Below are 16,350 nucleotides of genomic sequence, written 5' to 3'. Positions count from 1 at the left end.
ATGAGAAGGTGGCGGCATGAATGCATTTAACACAAGTTTTTCGCAATGGCTAAAAATTAAAAGTCTAAAACCAAAAGCAAATGTTTTAAGTTTATTCGATGGCATTTCGGCAGGTCGTTTAGCACTTGAACGTGCAGGCATTGAAGTTGGTACTTACTATCGTAGCGAAATTGATAAATTTGCAAACAAAGTGGCAATGCATTACTACCAAGATGATGTGCAACTGGGTGATGTAACCAAGTGGCGTGAATGGGATATCGATTGGGCCTCAATTGATATGTTGATCGGTGGTAGTCCTTGCCAGGGGTTTAGTTTTGCAGGGAAACAATTGGCTTTTGATGATCCGCGTTCAGCTCTATTCTTCGTTTATGTCGATATTTTAAATCACATTAAATCATTCAATCCGAACGTTAAATTCATGCTAGAAAACGTCAAGATGAAGAAAGAGTTTGTTGAAGTTATTAATGAGTATCTTGGTGTAGAGCCTATTGTGATTAATTCAGCACTGTTGTCAGCTCAGAATCGAGTTCGTTTGTACTGGTGTAATTGGGATTTAAAACAGCCAAAAGATAAGGGGATTTTGCTACGTGATGTGGTTGAAAATATTAAGCCTGACAGACATTGCGAACGCATCAAAGAAGGCAATGAGGGGCATATAGCTACTGCTATTGATATTAAAGGCATGGATTGCATTAAGCGAGTTTATGGCATTGATGGTAAAGCACCAACACTTACAACAATGGGTGGCGGTCATCGCGAGCCTAAAGTTCTAATCAGTGATGTTCAATATAGAAAATTAACACCAACAGAATGCGCTCGGCTACAGACATTTCCTGATTGTTGGGCAGAGTCAATCGTAAGCAATTCACAAGCATACAAGGCTTACGGCAACTCATGGACTGTTGATGTTGTGGCTCATGTTTTTAAGTCATTGGTGGAGGTGACAGCATGACAACTACAAGCAACCTTTCAATTGAGCAGATGAGAGAGATTGTAGAGAGTGCGCCTGATAGGACCGCAACGCATTGTGTTATCAATACTGGTGTTAATTACTACTCATTAAGTTTTGGATCTGTTTGGGATCATGACATCGATGATTGGAATGACTCAGATTATAGATACACACATGAGCTAATTAAGCAATTTGGAGAAAATTCAGTATTTGATTTAAACGACCTCCGCACCGCAATTACAGAACACGATAAGGCATGGCTTGAGAAACGATTCGGAATTAAGAAGTGGTATCCAATTCCTGAGCATCACATGTGCGTTGATAAGCGGTTAGCTGACATGACAGACGATTGCACAGACATTCGGAATCACGTTAGCCCGAGTACGATTGTTACTGATTTGCATATTAATGAAACCGATAAATTGAACCGATTGGGGTGACTATGACTACTTGGGTAACGGTTTGGGTTTTGACGGTATTCACGGGTAGTGGATACCTTGGTTATTACAGACCATCTAATTTCCAATTGCAATACGCTACTTATGAGATATGCGAGAAACAAAGACAAGCGCACTTAAAGCGTGGCGTGGATTCCGCTCGTTGCGATTTCCAACAAATTCCAGTGGTGAAGAAATGAAAGCGAATGACAGGAAGGTACTTATCGGAATTGATACAGGCGTAAATACTGGTTTTGCAGTTGCTGTAGATAGTGGCAATGGTGGTGAGTTAAGAAAAGTAGAAAGTCTTTCTATAACTCAGGCAATGTCTGGCGTCACAGAGTTAATAAACCTACATGGAAAAGAAAACTTAAAACTTTTTATCGAAGATGCAAGATTGCGCACATGGTTCACAGGTGGTCGAGAAAAAGCGCAAGGCGTTGGGTCTGTAAAGCGTGATGCACAAATCTGGGAAGATTGGTGTAAAGAGCAAGAATTGAATTATTTAATGGTTCATCCAAAAGCCAATGCAACTAAAACAAAGGCAATTTCTTTTAAAAAAATCACAGGGTGGGCAGGTCGCACGAATGAGCATGCACGTGATGCTGCAATGTTGGTTTTTGGTCGTTTTGCAAGATTTTAAGGAAGTGGGCATGGAATATATTAATGATTTGAATGGTGATTTGAAAAGCATTGCAGAAGTGATCGGCAGGCAAAAAGCATTTTATCTTGTAAGTCAGTGCCCACGTTACAAAACTGAAAAAAGAGCAGGAAAAGGGCAGTTGTTACTCTATGTGCCGACATTAAAGCGATTATGTTCAAATCATTTCTTATCCAAAACTTTGGGTGATATTGATGCTCAAAAATTATCTAAAGTTTTTGGCGGTGAGTTGTTGGTATTAACTCATTGCAATCACATGATTTTACAGATGCGCGATGATGGTATCAGAAGAATGATGAGGTGTGGTTTTACTATTGAAGAACTTGCATTAATGTTTGGTGTAACCGAGCGCATTGTCTCTAAAATTTATGGTCACGAATTAAGGTCTCAGCAAATAGCATTGATTTAATGAATAATGAAAAACCCTCATTTCTTTTAAACAATAAAGAAAACAAAACAGGTGTGTGGGAATGAGTGGAAACGAATTGTGGGTCACTATACTTAAATTGGCAAGTGACTCTCTAAGTGCTCTGCAATATTGGATTGCTGGTCTGATTGGAGCGGCGGTTACAGCGCGATACAACAAAGAGCAGTTAAAAACTCCTTATGATTACATGATTTTCTTATTGTCAGGTGCATTTACTGCGCATTACCTCACGTCACTAATTATGTATTACGCAAAACTTGAGCCGATTCACACAGGTGGAATTGGTTTTTTAACGGGTGCATTAGGTGGTCTAGTATTTCAAGAACTGTTCGTTTGGATCAAAACGGGTGCATATAAGCATATTAGCTTTAAGCAATTCTTCATTGACATGATTAAGAACTGGAAAAATGGTGGTAAGTCATGAGTATTGATCAAACAGCAGGAATTGCACAGGCATATTCATGGCTTCGCGCCATGTCAGGTGGGAAGCTGACTCAATCACAAGTAGATGCAGGTGATGCAATCATTGCGTCAAATGGCCTACCAGTTTTTGCTAAATTAATTGGTTTTACGCTTTCTGACTCCGCACAACGTGATATTTCCGAACTTGGTTTTCAAATTATTCGTGAATTTGAGGGGTTGCGATTAGAGGCATATAAAGACACTGGTGGGGTGTGGACCATTGGTTATGGAACAATTAAATATCCGAATGGTGAGCGTGTAAAACAAGGTGATGTATGTACGAAAGGCCAAGCAGAACTTTGGCTTATTAATGACTCAAAATGGGTAGATGCTTGTTTAGATAAATATGTCAAAACAAAAATTAATCAAAATCAATTCGATGCGTTGGCTTCATTCGTTTACAACATTGGTGAATCAGCATTCACCAAAAGCACAATGCTGAATCTAATTAATCAATCAAAGTTAAATGATGCAGCAAATCAATTTGATCGTTGGATTTACGACAATGGCAAAGTTGTTGAAGGTCTTAAGAATCGCCGTGCCAAAGAAAAGCAATTGTTTTTAAAGTAGGTGGTTGAGCATGTATACAAAATGGATTGCTCTCATTGGCGTTACACTGGTTGTTACCTTTGTTGGTTGGTGTTCCTATGACTATGGCTATACCAGTGCAGAGAATCAATCAATGCAGTCGTATGAGGATACAATTAGAAGCTTACAGGCGAATGTTCGCCGTGTGTTAGAGCGAGAGCGTGATGCTTACAAAAAACAAGAGCAAATAGAGTCTAAGTATCTTGAAAAGATTGAGGAAATGAAGCAGAATGAAACACATGTTATTAATGAGTATCGTGCTGACAATCTCAGCCTGCGCGACTCACTCAAAGTCAAGCAATGCCCTGATGTGTCCATCACTACCAACAGCACCAGCAGTGATCATGCAACCACAACAGGCGGACTTTACGACAGAGATGTCGAGTTTCTTATTCGGCTTGCCACAAGGGCAGACGCCATAGCAGAGCAACTCAAGAGTGCTCAAGCTCTCATCCAGCAGGACAGAGAGCTATGCAACGGTCAGATCGACCAATCACTGCACCATCAAAAAATAGTTTCTCAAGGTACTTCCGAAGGGGCACCCCAAGCGGGGGCAAAGACCTCGCAGGTTTTCATATCTGCGTGAATTTTGAAACCGTAGTTTATGTTTATGTCTGTTTTTTCATAATCGCTTGTTTTTAAAAAGTAATTCTGAATTTAGAAGTAAAAAAGGTATCAAATGTCAGCAGTAATCAAAGGTCAGGAAGTGACGCGTCAAGGATTGGCTGACATTTTTGGTGTGTCATTGCCAACAGTTGATAATTGGGTTCGTGCTGGATGTTCATTTATTTCTAAAGGAGGTCGCGGCTTAGAATGGAAATTCAATACAGCTCAAGTTTCAACATGGTTAAGGGATCGTGATGTTGAAGAAGCAACAGGTGGTATACCTGATGACATTGAGCAACTGAGAGTTAGAAAACAAAAAGCTGAAACGGAATTGGCTGAGCTAGAGCTTGCAACAAAAAAAGGGGAAGTGGCTTTAATTGAAGAATTTGAGCGCGCCCAAGCTATGGCTTTTGCGGCAATTCGTGCAAATATCATGAATGTACCACAGCGCGCAGTTTTGCAGTTGTTAGGGGAAACTGATGAGCGTGCATTTAAAGATAAGCTGAAAGCAGAATTAGTACTCGCACTTGAAACATCTGCAGAAGATGATTTGGAGCAAGAGGACTTTGAGTGATTTATCAATATTTAGCAATTATGGATCAGTTTTAGATGCAGTAAAACGGTCTATGCATCATCTGGTGCCACCACCAGACATCTTGCCCAGCACTTGGGCGGAAAAAAACATTAAAATTCCTGTTGGTAATGCCATACCTGGTCCCATTAATTTTGATAATGCACCGTATCAACGTGGCATGATTGATGCAATTAAAGAATATGGTGTGCGTCGTGTCACCTATATGACAGGTGCTCAGCTCGGTAAGACAACAATCCAACAGTGCGCAACTGGTTATTTCATTGCGCATGAGCCGAAATCACAAATTTTCGTACAGCCAACGCAGGGCGATGTTCAAACATTTTTAGAAACCAAGCTTCGCCCAATGATTGAAGCGAATAAATCTATTTCCAAAAAAATGGCAAAGCCTCGTAGCCGTGACGGTGTGAATAACAGCCGTATGATTTCGTATGTCGGTGGCTGGTTGATGTTTTCTTGGGCTGGATCTCCTAAAACTTTACGCTCACGTTCTGCACCAATTACTCATGCCGATGAAATTGACGGCATGGAGGCAACAGCGGAGGGAGATCCGATTGAATTATTGGCTCAGCGTTCAGCAACTTTCGGTGATCAAGCCCTAAGAACAGAATCAAGTACGCCCACCATTTCAGGTGCAAGCCGTGTTGAAAATGCATTTAAACAAGGTGACATGCGTCGATATTATGTGCCTTGTCCGCACTGTGGGGAAGCTCAGTTTTTAAGATGGGAAAATGTTGCTTGGCAGGGGAGAAAATCTACCAATATTCAAGATGCGAAAGAAGACTTAGATCAGGAACATGAAGTTGATACTGCTTGCTATCGCTGTGAGTGTTGCAATAAAACTTGGTCAGATGGTGAGCGCATTGCTTCAATTCGTAATGCTGAAAAACTCGGCCATGGATGGAAAGCGGAAAAACCATTCAAAGGTCATATTAGTTTTCATGCACCAGAGATGCTCTCAACATTTCGTAAAATGCGTGACATTGTTCAATCTTATTTAGATAAATTGGCACTTGATGACTTACAGGTCTTTGTAAACGTATCACTTGGTGAAACTTATGAAGAAAATGGAGATAAGGCAGATCCTGAAATACTGCAGTTGCGTGCAGAAGAGTTTACAGCATGTGTCCCTAATGCGGGTGTATATCTTACATGCGGTATTGATATGCAGATGGATCGCTTAGAGCTTGAAATTGTGGCTTGGGGTATTGGTGAGGAAAGTTGGTCTGTTGATTATCGTGTACTTTGGGGTGATCCGCTTGGTGATGAAATTTGGGAAGAATTAGACGATATTTTAGAAAATACATATCTTCACGAGTCTGGTGCTCAATTAACAATTTCGGCAGCGTGTTTGGATACAGGTGGTACCGCAGGTTATACACAACGTGCTTATGAGTATGTAAAAAGTCGAAGAAATCGGAAAGTATTTGCAATTAAAGGGCGCGCTGGTTGGGGTATGCCAATTGTGCAAAGTCCACAGCGAAAACAATCGGGTAAAGATAAGCGTAAAATTGATTTATTCATTGTTGGTACAGATGAGGCAAAACTCACCGTTATGCGTCGCTTGGATCTTGAAAAGAAAGGACCAGGTTATTGTCATTTCCCGCACGATAGAGAAATGGAGTGGTACAAGCAGTTAACCTCGGAAAAACTTATTATTCGTTATGTGAAAGGTCAGCCAATTCGTGAATGGCACAAGCCAGATCGTGCACGAAATGAAGCATTGGACTGCCGTGTTTATGCTTTAGCTGCTTTAAAAATTATGCAACCAAATTTAAAAAAAGTTGCTGAGCGTATATCTGTTACTATCAATGATAAACCAAGTACTGACAGCTCAACAGAATCTAAGTCTAAAATCATTATTAAGCGGAAAATATTTGATATTCAGCCTAAATATGATCTTGATCAAACAGTTAAAAATACCGTTATTAGAAAAAAGCGGGTATTTGGTAATAAAAAATGATATTTTTTGTTAATATGCATTTTTATTATTTCAAAATAATGGGGTAGAAATGGATTTTATTAATGGACTATTTGCATTTTTAAGTCTTATATTTTTTGTATGTTTAATTATTGCATTAATTAAACCAGGTATCTTTAAAATCCAAACAAGACCAAAAGCATTTTTTATATTCACTGCAGCAATAATTGTTTCTTTAATTGTTTTTGGTGTAACTATGTCTGATGAAACTCGTGCACGAATTGATGCAGAGAATAAGGCCGCACAGCAAAAACAAGCTGCAGAAAAAGAACAAGCTCGAATTGAGGCAGAAAACAAAGTTAAAGAACAAGCTCGAATTGATAATGAAAAACAAGCTGAAGAAAAGAAGCAGGCTGAGGAGCTAGTATCAAACCAAACTGTCAAGATTGAGCCTCCTGTGATTGATACGCCTCCTGCTGAGCAAAAAAATATTGAATCGACTCCAAGTTTAACTCGCCCACAACTGAATGCCGTTAGATCAGCAAACCAATATTTGAGTGTGGCTGGTTTTTCACGAAAAGGGTTGATTGATCAACTATCTTCAGAATATGGGGATGGGTATAGTAAAGCTGATGCTACAGCTGCTGTAGATAGCTTAAGTATCGACTGGAATGAACAAGCAGTTCGATCAGCAAACCAATATCTTAGTATTAGTGGGTTTTCTTGCAATGGTTTGATCGAGCAACTTTCAGCAGATGCAGGTGATAAGTACACCAAAAAACAAGCATCTTATGGTGCTCAGCAAGCAGGTGCTTGTTCTTAATTAAATGTATCAAATAGATTACACAAAGCACCCTAGGGTGCTTTTTTCACAATTGTGCATAATGAAAAAAAACACTTTAAAAAAGAAGATTAAGCCAAGAAAAATGCATTTTGGTTAAAACATGAGTGGTCAGCAATTCCCAAATCAAATCAAGGCTGGAACTACATTTAAATTCGATTTGAATTTGACTGCTTACCCCGCTACAAATTGGTCAATATGTGCATATTTACGTGGTGTCCACGCAATTGATATGCAGTCAGTGCCAAGTGGGAATATGCATATTTTTAATATTTCCGCTTTGGTCACAAAAGAATATAAAGCTGGGCATTATGGTTACTCACTTCGTGCGGTTCATATGGAATCTGGTGAAGTTGATGAATTGGAGGCAGGTGCTGTAGAAATTACAGCAGATTTATCAGCTTTGCCCTCAGGTTGTGATTTCAGAAGTCATGCTCGAAAAACCTTGGATGCTTTAGAGGCTGTGATTGAGGGACGTGCAAGCCTAGATCAAGAGCGTTACAGACTAAATAACAGAGAGCTGTACCGTACTCCAATGGAGACATTGATTAAGTTGCGCAATCAATATCGTGCTGAGGTTGCTCGTGAACAAGCTCAGGCCACTGGGAGAAATCTTTTTGGTCGTGTTTTAAGAGTCAAACTTGGGTAGATACTTATGTTTAATGCTTTAAAACGTCAAATACCAGAAGTTCCTGATATCACACAGATTACTCAAGATGAATCTATAGTAAAAAAAAGTGGTCGAGTTTTTCGCAATGCAGTGCGGTGGTTTAAAGCAGGTGTTAGTGATCGTTTAACTTCAGCTTGGCCATCAACCCCAATTACAGCTGATTTAATTGTGGAGCGATATCAGCGCACGTTAGTTGCGCGCAGTCGTGAACAGTGCGCAAACAATGATTATGGTCGTAATTACATACGCTTAGCCCATCAAAATATTGTAGGTCCTCAAGGAGTGATGCTTCAAGCGCAAATTCGCAATACCCAAGGAAAATTAGACAATAAAATTTGTGATGCTATTGAGCAGGAGTGGTTGACTTGGGGTAAAAGAGAACACTGTGATATTCAAACTAAAAAGTCTTGGCGATCCATTCAGCGTTCTTGTGTTGTTTCAGCAGCAAAAGATGGTGAGTTTTTTGTAAGAATTATTCGTGGTGCGGAAGCTGGTGACTATGGCTTTGCTTTGCAGATGCTGGATGCTCAGCGTTGCCCTGTTATGTATAGTGCAAAATTATCAAGTGGACGCTTTATACGTCAAGGCATTGAATTTAATCAATATGGCCGTCCAATTGCATATTACTTTGATAGTGACTCAGAAGAAGAAAAACAATATCGCTTTGGCACAGGTAATTATATTCGAGTACCAGCAGACCAGGTTATTCACGGTTACTTAGAGGAAATTGTTGGGCAAAAACGTGGTATGCCGTGGACTGCCACAAGTTTATTTCGCATGAAGCAACTCTCTGAATTTGAAGATTCTGCAATTGTGAATGCTCGTGTATCTGCAAACAAAATGGGCTTTATTCAATGGAAAGATGGTTTTGGCCCCAAGTTTGAAGATGATGATGAAATTCAAATTGAATCACAAGCGGGTGAGTTTACGATGTTGCCAGAAGGGGCTGAGCTTAAAGAGTGGTCGCCAAATTACCCAACTGGTGAATTTCTTCCTTTTCATAAAGCTATGCTGCGCTCTATGTCGGCAGGTATGGGGGTGCTTTATAACAACTTGGCATCAGACCTTGAGGGTGTGAACTTTTCAAGTATCCGTCAAGGTACATTGGATGAGCGCGAACACTGGAAGGAACTTCAGCAGTGGTTGATTGAAGCTTTGGTTGAACCTGTCTATTACGCATGGCTGGAATACGCATTACTTAAAGGTTTGATTAAAAAAGGAAATGTAGCTCTTAAAGCGGTTGATATTGAGCGTTATACACAAGTTGCTTGGCAGCCGCGGCGTTGGTCTTGGATTGACCCATCTGCCGATGTTGTTGCAGCAGAAAAATCAAAAAATAATATGTTGACCTCAGCAGGGGCAATTATCCGAGAACAAGGAAAGGATCCACAGACTGTATGGGCTGAAATTGCGCGTGATACACGAGCCATGATTGATGAGTTGGTGGCACAAGATATTAGCAAAGAAACAGCAGAAGAAATGGTGTTGTCAAGTATGGGGCGTAAGCAAGTAGGCGCAGTTGGTCGACCAAAAGAGGGCATGTAATGAAATTTTCAAAAATCAATTTGGCAGCAGCCTTAGCTGGAATGGTATTCACACGTGATACATCACAAACAAAGCCTTTGCCTGATTTTAATAAAGATAAATTAGTTCGTAACTATATTGTTGATGATTTTAAAGTCGACATGGAAAAGCGAACGGTTGAACTTTCTTTTTCCAGCGAAACAGAAGTGGGTCGTTGGTTCGGTGTGGAAATTTTAGATCATAGCAATGGGGCTATTGATTTTTCACGCTTAAATACACGCGCACCATTTTTAATGGATCACAATCCACGAGATCAAGTGGGCGTGGTTGAAAACTCGTGGTTAGATAACTCTCAGCGCAAAGGTCGGGCGTTGGTTCGCTTGAGTAAATCTGCTCGTGGTGAGGAAATATTACAAGATATTGATGACTTGATTCGCACCAATATTAGCGTTGGGTACACGATTAAAAAAGCGATTCTGAAAGAACAGCGTGAACATGATGATGTTTATTTGATTACGGAATGGCAGCCGTATGAAATTTCACTTGTGTCAATTCCTGCTGACACGAACGTGGGTGTAGGGCGTTCGGCAATTGTGAATAATGAAAACAGTGAACCAAATTCGGAAAATGAAAAAATCACGAAAATTCAATTTCCGCATCAGCAGAGAAAACAAATTATGAAATGGGATTATTTCACAGACAAAGATGGTAACCAACTTCGTCAGCGTATCAATGAAAGTGGTGAGCGTTTTGGCGATATTGAGCTAGTGCGTGCGGTTGGTGATACTGCAGAACGTGGTGCTGAAACAGAACGTAAGCGTGTTAGCGAATTAATGCAATTGGGTGAGCGTTTTGGTGCAAGTGATTTAGTGCGACAGTACATTGATGAAGATAAATCACCAGCAGAATTACAAAACGCAATCTTAGAGCGTATGCATAACAGTCAAGGTAAGCCAATTACTGAAAAACCAAAAGCCAATGATGCAAATATTGGTTTGACGGGCGATGAAGCGCGCTCATTTAGTCTTATGCGAGCAGTACGTGCATTATTGCCAAATGCAACTTTGGCAGATCGTGAAGCTGCTGCATTTGAGTTGGAGTGCTCAGAAGCTGCACAACAAGCCTACGGTCGCTCAGCACAGGGGATTTTAGTACCTGCTGATGTGTTGAGTCGTGTATTTGAAGTCGGCACATCTCAAAATGGGGCAACATTGGTTGGTACCGATCATCGTGCAGATATGTTTATTGAAATGCTCCGTAATCGTTCGACCATTATGAATCTTGGGTTTTTAATGCCTGGCTTGGTTGGTGATGCTGAAATTCCGAAACAAACAGGTGGTGCAGATGCATATTGGCTTGGCGAAGAAGAAGAAGTTACAGGGTCGAGTCCTGCAACAGGGCAATTAAAATTAAGCCCAAAAACTGTAGGTGGTCGTGTTGAAATCAGTCGAAAACTTATGCAGCAAAGCTCACCCTCTGCGGAGCAATTGGTTTGGAGTGATTTAAACCGTGCTATTGCGTTGAAAATTGACAAAGCTGCATATTACGGCACAGGCACAAGCAACCAGCCATTAGGTTTAAAGAACATCTCAGGTGTTAATGCGGTGAGCTTTGCAGCAGTAGACCCTACTTTTGCTGAAGTTGTTGAAATGGAATCTCAAATTGCATCAGACAATGCAGATGTTGATCGTATGTCTTATGTATTTAATGCTGCAATGCGCGGGCATTTTAAAACTGCTGCCAAGTTTGGATCAGGTACTGAGAGTACGATTTGGGAGCCTGGTAATACGGTAAATGGTTATCGTACAGAGGTAACCAACCAAATTGACACTGGTGAAATTTTCTTTGGTAACTTTGCTGATTTTATTATCGCAATGTGGGGTGGCTTGGATATCACAGTTGACCCATATTCATTAAGTTCAAAAGGTAGTTTACGCATCGTAGGTTTCCAAGATGTTGACTTTGTTTTGCGCAATACTGAATCCATCTGCTACGGAAAGAAAACCGTTTAATAAACATGCCACTTTGGTGGCAGTCTATTCCATTATTGTGAGTAAATTATTATGAAAAAAACTGTTTTGATCGCTTTAACCTCTGCTGTTGTTATTGGTGGTGAAATTCGTAAAAAAGGTGATGAATTCGAAGTTTCTCACGAGTTAGCACAAGATCTTCTACGCCGTGGGCGGGGCACAATGGTTGAAGGTGGTGAAGATGATGAGCATGAAATTGATTTAGCTAAGTTAAAGAAACCTCAGTTAATTGAGCTTGCGATTGAGTATGGTGTTGAAAATCCTGAATCACTCACTGTCGCCCAGCTTATTGAAAAAATTACTGAAGTTAATGAGGCTTTAGAGGCTTAATAATGACATCACCAAGTTGGGAAAATTTAGAAGTATTTTTTCAGACTGATTCTACGGGCGGTTTTGCAATAAAAGCTGTTTTACAGCTTGGTGATGGTAGTAAAAAATCGGTCATAGGAGTCTTTGACGAACCTTATTTGAATGCTCAACTTGGTGAGTATGAAGTTGATGACGCTCAACCTCGTTTCACTTGTAAATCAATAGATGTGGAAAACGTAAGTCGCGGTGATCTTTTGTTGCTTTCAGATGGTCGTGAATTTCATATTATGACTTATCCGCAGCAAGACGGAACTGGTATTTCAATCCTTAAGCTAGAAAGAAATGAATGATTTCACTTGACATTAGAGCGCAGGGAATTGATGCCATTGTTGCTGAACTTGAGCCTACAGAAAAACAATTCAATGCTGTGCTCAGTAGAACATTAAATAAAATGGCGAAATGGGTGCAAACGCGAACAGCAAAGGGTTTGAGTGCTGAACTGCAAGTGATGCAGAAGATTGTGCGTAGAAGAATGCGGAAAACCACAATTAAGAAAACCAACACTGGTTGGTCGCTAAATTTGTGGTATGGGCTCAACGATATTTCTCTCATTCACTTAAATGCGCGTGAAACCAAGCGTGGTGTAACAGCAGGTAAGTATAAGTTAGATGGCGCTTTCATTGCCAAAGGACAAGTTTTTAAGAGAGTGGGGAAGGGGCGTTTACCACTTGAGAAACAAGTTATCGAGATTAAAGAAAAAGCAGAAACGTATTTAAGTGGGCAAGCTTTTTCCTACGGTTATCAGGAACAGTTTTTTAAAGTTTTGGAGCATGAGTTGAAATGGCAGATGCGATAGACGGGATCAATATTGCTGATTTACACAACAATATTGTTAAGAATCTGACTGATGTATTTAAAGATGACTTTAAACTGATTGAGTTTTATCGAAGTGAAAGTAATCGAAAATCATTAAAAGTTGAGGAGTTGCCTGCATTACTTCTTGAGTTGCCTGATTTTGATGTTGATTTAGTGAATGATGCTGGCACTGAGCAATTGCCTTTAATTGCTCGATTTGAAGCGCGCATTGTAATTAATGCAATGGAAAAAGGATTATCAAGTCCGATTGATATTAAAGTTAAAGCTCGAGGTTTAGCACTAAAGCTTGCACAATATTTATTTAAAAATAAGCGATTTCACAAATTAAAGACAGGTGCATTAACACTTTCCACTGTTACTGAAGACGCATTTTATCCAGAGCTTGATCGGTATGATGTCTGGCGTGTTGATTTTGAAATTCCAGTGTTAGTTGGTGAAAACATTTGGAAGTCTGATGGTGTGATACCAATAGCATATTACAGCTATGCTCCTGAAATTGGGTCTGAACATGTGAGTAGTTATCGGGAGGTATTGTGAGTTACGGCTTGGGGCAAATGGATCGAATTCTTGCAAATTTAATCAAAATTGGACGCATCCAAAGCGTTGATCTTGGTGCAGGTACGGCAACAGTTGATTTTGATGGTGAAGTTGTAGCAGATCTTGAATGGTCAAAGTCACGTGCGGGCAATGATCGCACGTGGAATGGAGGTTATTCAAAAGATGAGCAGGTTCTTGTTTTGTCTCCATCGGGCGATTTATCACAAGGTGTTATTGCATTTTCAATATCTCAAAATACATTCCCTAATGCTGGCACAACTGAAAATCCAACAAAAATTTATGAAGATGGCACAGTGATTGAATACGACAAATCAAGTCATACACTCGTTGTGGACGCTTCTGCTTCAAGTGGCCATGTTCTTATTAAGTGCGACACTGCAACAATTAAAGCAGATTCGAGTATTACGCTTGATGCACCAAAAACAATTTGCTCAGGAAATTTAACAGTCGCAAAATCACTCAGTATGGGTGCTGGTGGTGGGTCTGTAACATTAAAAGGAAATGTTGAGTTGAGTGGTGGAACACTGACCCATAATGGAAAAAATATTGGTGATAATCACAAACATAGTGGTGTGCAGACGGGTGGTGGTAATACAGGGGGTGTTGTGTGATGGACTCAAAAACAGGTCGTGAATTAACTGGTTTGGATCATCTACAGCAGTCAATCGCAGATATATTAAATACACCAATTGGTTCGCGTGTAATGCGCCGTGATTATGGTTCAAGATTATTCGAATTGATTGATGCTCCAACAAATCGAAGCACTGTGATTGATATTATTGCTGCTACTGCTGAAGCATTAATGAAGTGGGAAAATCGTTTAATTGTGAGTGCTGTGAATGTTACAAGTGCAGTTGCTGGTCAAATCACGCTAAGAATAACAGGTAAATATGTTGTTGATGGTAAGGCTGTGCAACTTGACGGGATTGTGGTGAGCAAATGAGTACAATTGACTTTTCGCAGTTATCACTACCAAGCTTTATTACAGAGTTGAGTTATGAAGCTATTTTTGCTCAACGTAAAGAAAGTTTTATTAGCTTGTATGATTCTGAAAAACATAATGAAATTAGACAATTACTTCTGCGTGAGTCAGAACCAATTGTAAAGTTATTACAAGAAAATGCCTATCTTGAAATGCTTTATCAAGCTAAGTGTAATTCGGATGCTCGATCATTATTGCTTGCATATGCTGAAAAATCTGACTTGGATCACTTAGCGTTAACGGAATATGGTTTGTTACGTTTACTTGTAACTCCAGCTGATAATGATGTGATTCCACCTGTTGAGGCTGTCTATGAATCAGATGAGCGTTTGCGCGAAAGATGTATTCTATCATTCGATGGTATGAACACAGCAGGATCAGCTAATGCTTATCGCTATTTTGTGCTATCAGCAGATGGTCGGGTGGATGGCATTAAAATTAAATCAGATGAATTAAATCCGTATTTACTCGACATTGTGATTATTCAAGCTGATAGCGTAAACGGAGAAGCATCAGAAGAATTGGTTCAGATCGTACAAAATGCATTGGATCCCGAATCTGTACGCCCTGTTTGTGACAGACCGACTGTAAAAACAAGTGTGGCCAAGCCATTTCAAATTGCTGGGCGACTGTTCATGGGCAAAAATGCAGAAGACTCGCTCATGCTTGAAGCTGCAAATATTCGACTCAATGCATATGTAGAAAAAGCTAAAAAAAATGGCTCAAGCATTCGTCTGTCTGCAATCTATGCTGCACTGCATGTAGACGGCATCAGTCGTGTTGTGATCGATCAACCCGTTGCGGATATTGAAATTGACACATGGCACCACCCTCACTGCACCAATATTGATATTACGATTGGGGGTACAGAGTGAGAACACTATTACCGCCGAATTCAACATTGCTAGAACGCAACATTGCAGAAATCAATAAAGATGCATTCAATCTACCCTCGATCCGAGTCATCAAAGATTTGGATAATGTCCCAACTCAGTTCCTACCATTTATTGCTTGGCAGAAAAGTGTTGATTATTGGGATGATAATTGGCAAGAAGGTTTGAAGCGTAAAGTCATTAAACAATCAAAAGAACAGCACAAGTTAAAAGGTACAGCAGCTGCGATTCGAAAAGCTTTAGAGCCTTTCGGCTATGAAGTCAATCTGATCGAATGGTTCAAAGCTACACCAAATTTAACCCCAGGCACGTTCAATTTAGAACTTGATCTGATCGGCAAAAGTCTTACAGCAGAAGTGTATTACGAAGTCAGACGACTTGTATCAGATGCAAAAGCAGCATCACGACATCTTGCAAATTTAACAATCACATCAAACCCGATTCTAACAACGAAAAATACGCTTGTTCATCAAACTGCTTTGACATTCACAAGCCTTCCGAGAAATTAAAAATGGCTGAATATTACAACGTTACCACAACAGTCGGTGATGCTGAAATTGCTAAAGCAATCGCATCAAACACAAAACTCAATATTACACATGTGGCATTCGGGGATGGCAATGGATCTGTACCAACTCCATCCAAGTCACGTTCAACTTTAGTTAAAGAAGTTCATCGTCAAGCAGTGACTAAGTATGAACGACACGAAACGATTGCAAACTGGATTGTAATAGAAACAATTATTCCATCTGATGTAGGTGGGTTTTGGGTTCGTGAAATGGGCATCATTGCGGATGGGAAGCTGATTTCTCATGGTTCCCATGCCCCATTTGAAAAAGTAGCTGACTCTTCTGGCGTATCGGAATATCGTCTTAAATTCACTCAAGATATTCGTGACGGCAGTGTTGTTGAGATCACATTAGATGAGTCACTGATTTTTGCAAGCCAAGCTTGGGTCGAAGAAAACTACATCAAACGTGCTGAAATTATTGATAATCTCACGACTAATGATACGAAAAAA

At 40.1% G+C, this 16,350-nt stretch carries 22 protein-coding genes; all 22 read left to right on the top strand.

What is annotated here, in order from left to right; genetic code table 11:
* Nucleotides 1-16: 16 nt before the first annotated feature.
* The gene (locus EXE10_RS18280; RefSeq protein WP_130114342.1) at nt 17-952 is read left to right on the top strand and encodes a DNA cytosine methyltransferase; all 936 of its coding nucleotides are present in this window, start codon (nt 17-19) and stop codon (nt 950-952) included.
* Nucleotides 949-1,392, top strand: coding sequence for a hypothetical protein (locus EXE10_RS18275; protein ID WP_130114341.1), 444 nt, complete (start codon nt 949-951; stop codon nt 1,390-1,392). Before EXE10_RS18280 ends, EXE10_RS18275 begins: the two co-directional genes overlap by 4 nt.
* 193 nt (nt 1,393-1,585) lie before the next feature.
* Nucleotides 1,586-2,032, top strand: a complete 447-nt coding sequence (locus EXE10_RS18265; protein WP_130114339.1) for a hypothetical protein — start codon at nt 1,586-1,588, stop codon at nt 2,030-2,032.
* 10 nt (nt 2,033-2,042) lie between these two features.
* The gene (locus EXE10_RS18260) at nt 2,043-2,459 is read left to right on the top strand and encodes a Mor transcription activator family protein (protein WP_165383050.1); all 417 of its coding nucleotides are present in this window, start codon (nt 2,043-2,045) and stop codon (nt 2,457-2,459) included.
* A 61-nt stretch (nt 2,460-2,520) separates the two neighbouring features.
* The gene (locus tag EXE10_RS18255) at nt 2,521-2,901 is read left to right on the top strand and encodes a hypothetical protein (RefSeq protein WP_130114337.1); all 381 of its coding nucleotides are present in this window, start codon (nt 2,521-2,523) and stop codon (nt 2,899-2,901) included.
* Nucleotides 2,898-3,509: a lysozyme gene (locus EXE10_RS18250; RefSeq protein ID WP_130114336.1), complete on the top strand. Its 612-nt coding sequence runs from the start codon at nt 2,898-2,900 to the stop codon at nt 3,507-3,509. The genes EXE10_RS18255 and EXE10_RS18250 overlap by 4 nt, the downstream gene beginning before the upstream one ends.
* 10 nt (nt 3,510-3,519) lie before the next feature.
* Nucleotides 3,520-4,113, top strand: coding sequence for a lysis system i-spanin subunit Rz (locus tag EXE10_RS18245; protein WP_130114335.1), 594 nt, complete (start codon nt 3,520-3,522; stop codon nt 4,111-4,113).
* A 93-nt stretch (nt 4,114-4,206) separates the two neighbouring features.
* Entirely contained in the window at nt 4,207-4,707 is a 501-nt protein-coding gene (locus tag EXE10_RS18240; RefSeq protein ID WP_130114334.1) for a terminase small subunit, read from the top strand.
* 52 nt (nt 4,708-4,759) lie between these two features.
* On the top strand, nt 4,760-6,688 hold the full coding sequence (locus EXE10_RS18235; RefSeq protein ID WP_213073863.1) for a phage terminase large subunit family protein: 1,929 nt from the start codon (nt 4,760-4,762) through the stop codon (nt 6,686-6,688).
* Between the two features lie 49 nt (nt 6,689-6,737).
* On the top strand, nt 6,738-7,469 hold the full coding sequence (locus tag EXE10_RS18230; RefSeq protein WP_130114332.1) for an Ltp family lipoprotein: 732 nt from the start codon (nt 6,738-6,740) through the stop codon (nt 7,467-7,469).
* A gap of 121 nt (nt 7,470-7,590) precedes the next feature.
* Nucleotides 7,591-8,136, top strand: coding sequence for a hypothetical protein (locus tag EXE10_RS18225; protein ID WP_130114331.1), 546 nt, complete (start codon nt 7,591-7,593; stop codon nt 8,134-8,136).
* A 6-nt stretch (nt 8,137-8,142) separates the two neighbouring features.
* Nucleotides 8,143-9,702, top strand: coding sequence for a phage portal protein (locus tag EXE10_RS18220; RefSeq protein ID WP_130114330.1), 1,560 nt, complete (start codon nt 8,143-8,145; stop codon nt 9,700-9,702).
* Nucleotides 9,702-11,693 (top strand): phage major capsid protein, encoded by a 1,992-nt coding sequence (locus EXE10_RS18215; RefSeq protein ID WP_130114329.1) that lies wholly within the window; start codon nt 9,702-9,704, stop codon nt 11,691-11,693. Before EXE10_RS18220 ends, EXE10_RS18215 begins: the two co-directional genes overlap by 1 nt.
* 51 nt (nt 11,694-11,744) lie before the next feature.
* Nucleotides 11,745-12,041: a Rho termination factor N-terminal domain-containing protein gene (locus EXE10_RS18210; protein ID WP_130114328.1), complete on the top strand. Its 297-nt coding sequence runs from the start codon at nt 11,745-11,747 to the stop codon at nt 12,039-12,041.
* Between the two features lie 2 nt (nt 12,042-12,043).
* Nucleotides 12,044-12,370: a head-tail joining protein gene (locus tag EXE10_RS18205; RefSeq protein WP_130114327.1), complete on the top strand. Its 327-nt coding sequence runs from the start codon at nt 12,044-12,046 to the stop codon at nt 12,368-12,370.
* On the top strand, nt 12,367-12,876 hold the full coding sequence (locus tag EXE10_RS18200; RefSeq protein ID WP_130114326.1) for a phage tail protein: 510 nt from the start codon (nt 12,367-12,369) through the stop codon (nt 12,874-12,876). The genes EXE10_RS18205 and EXE10_RS18200 overlap by 4 nt, the downstream gene beginning before the upstream one ends.
* Nucleotides 12,861-13,433: a hypothetical protein gene (locus EXE10_RS18195; protein ID WP_130114325.1), complete on the top strand. Its 573-nt coding sequence runs from the start codon at nt 12,861-12,863 to the stop codon at nt 13,431-13,433. The genes EXE10_RS18200 and EXE10_RS18195 overlap by 16 nt, the downstream gene beginning before the upstream one ends.
* Nucleotides 13,430-14,065: a phage baseplate assembly protein V gene (locus EXE10_RS18190; protein ID WP_130114324.1), complete on the top strand. Its 636-nt coding sequence runs from the start codon at nt 13,430-13,432 to the stop codon at nt 14,063-14,065. Before EXE10_RS18195 ends, EXE10_RS18190 begins: the two co-directional genes overlap by 4 nt.
* Complete coding sequence (locus tag EXE10_RS18185; RefSeq protein WP_130114323.1) at nt 14,065-14,397, top strand: GPW/gp25 family protein; 333 nt, start codon at nt 14,065-14,067, stop codon at nt 14,395-14,397. The genes EXE10_RS18190 and EXE10_RS18185 overlap by 1 nt, the downstream gene beginning before the upstream one ends.
* Nucleotides 14,394-15,311 (top strand): baseplate assembly protein, encoded by a 918-nt coding sequence (locus EXE10_RS18180; RefSeq protein ID WP_130114322.1) that lies wholly within the window; start codon nt 14,394-14,396, stop codon nt 15,309-15,311. The genes EXE10_RS18185 and EXE10_RS18180 overlap by 4 nt, the downstream gene beginning before the upstream one ends.
* Nucleotides 15,308-15,838 carry a phage tail protein I gene (locus EXE10_RS18175; RefSeq protein ID WP_130114321.1) on the top strand — a complete coding sequence of 177 codons (531 nt, stop codon included), beginning with the start codon at nt 15,308-15,310 and terminating at the stop codon, nt 15,836-15,838. Before EXE10_RS18180 ends, EXE10_RS18175 begins: the two co-directional genes overlap by 4 nt.
* Nucleotides 15,839-15,840: 2 nt before the next feature.
* The coding region (locus EXE10_RS18170) for a phage tail protein (RefSeq protein WP_165383049.1) at nt 15,841-16,350 on the top strand (510 nt) is incomplete at its 3' end.

The sequence above is a fragment of the Acinetobacter sp. WCHAc060033 genome, assembly GCF_004209125.1.
GTDB classification, from domain to species: domain Bacteria; phylum Pseudomonadota; class Gammaproteobacteria; order Pseudomonadales; family Moraxellaceae; genus Acinetobacter; species Acinetobacter wuhouensis.
This window is presented reverse-complemented; position numbering and strand designations above follow the sequence as displayed.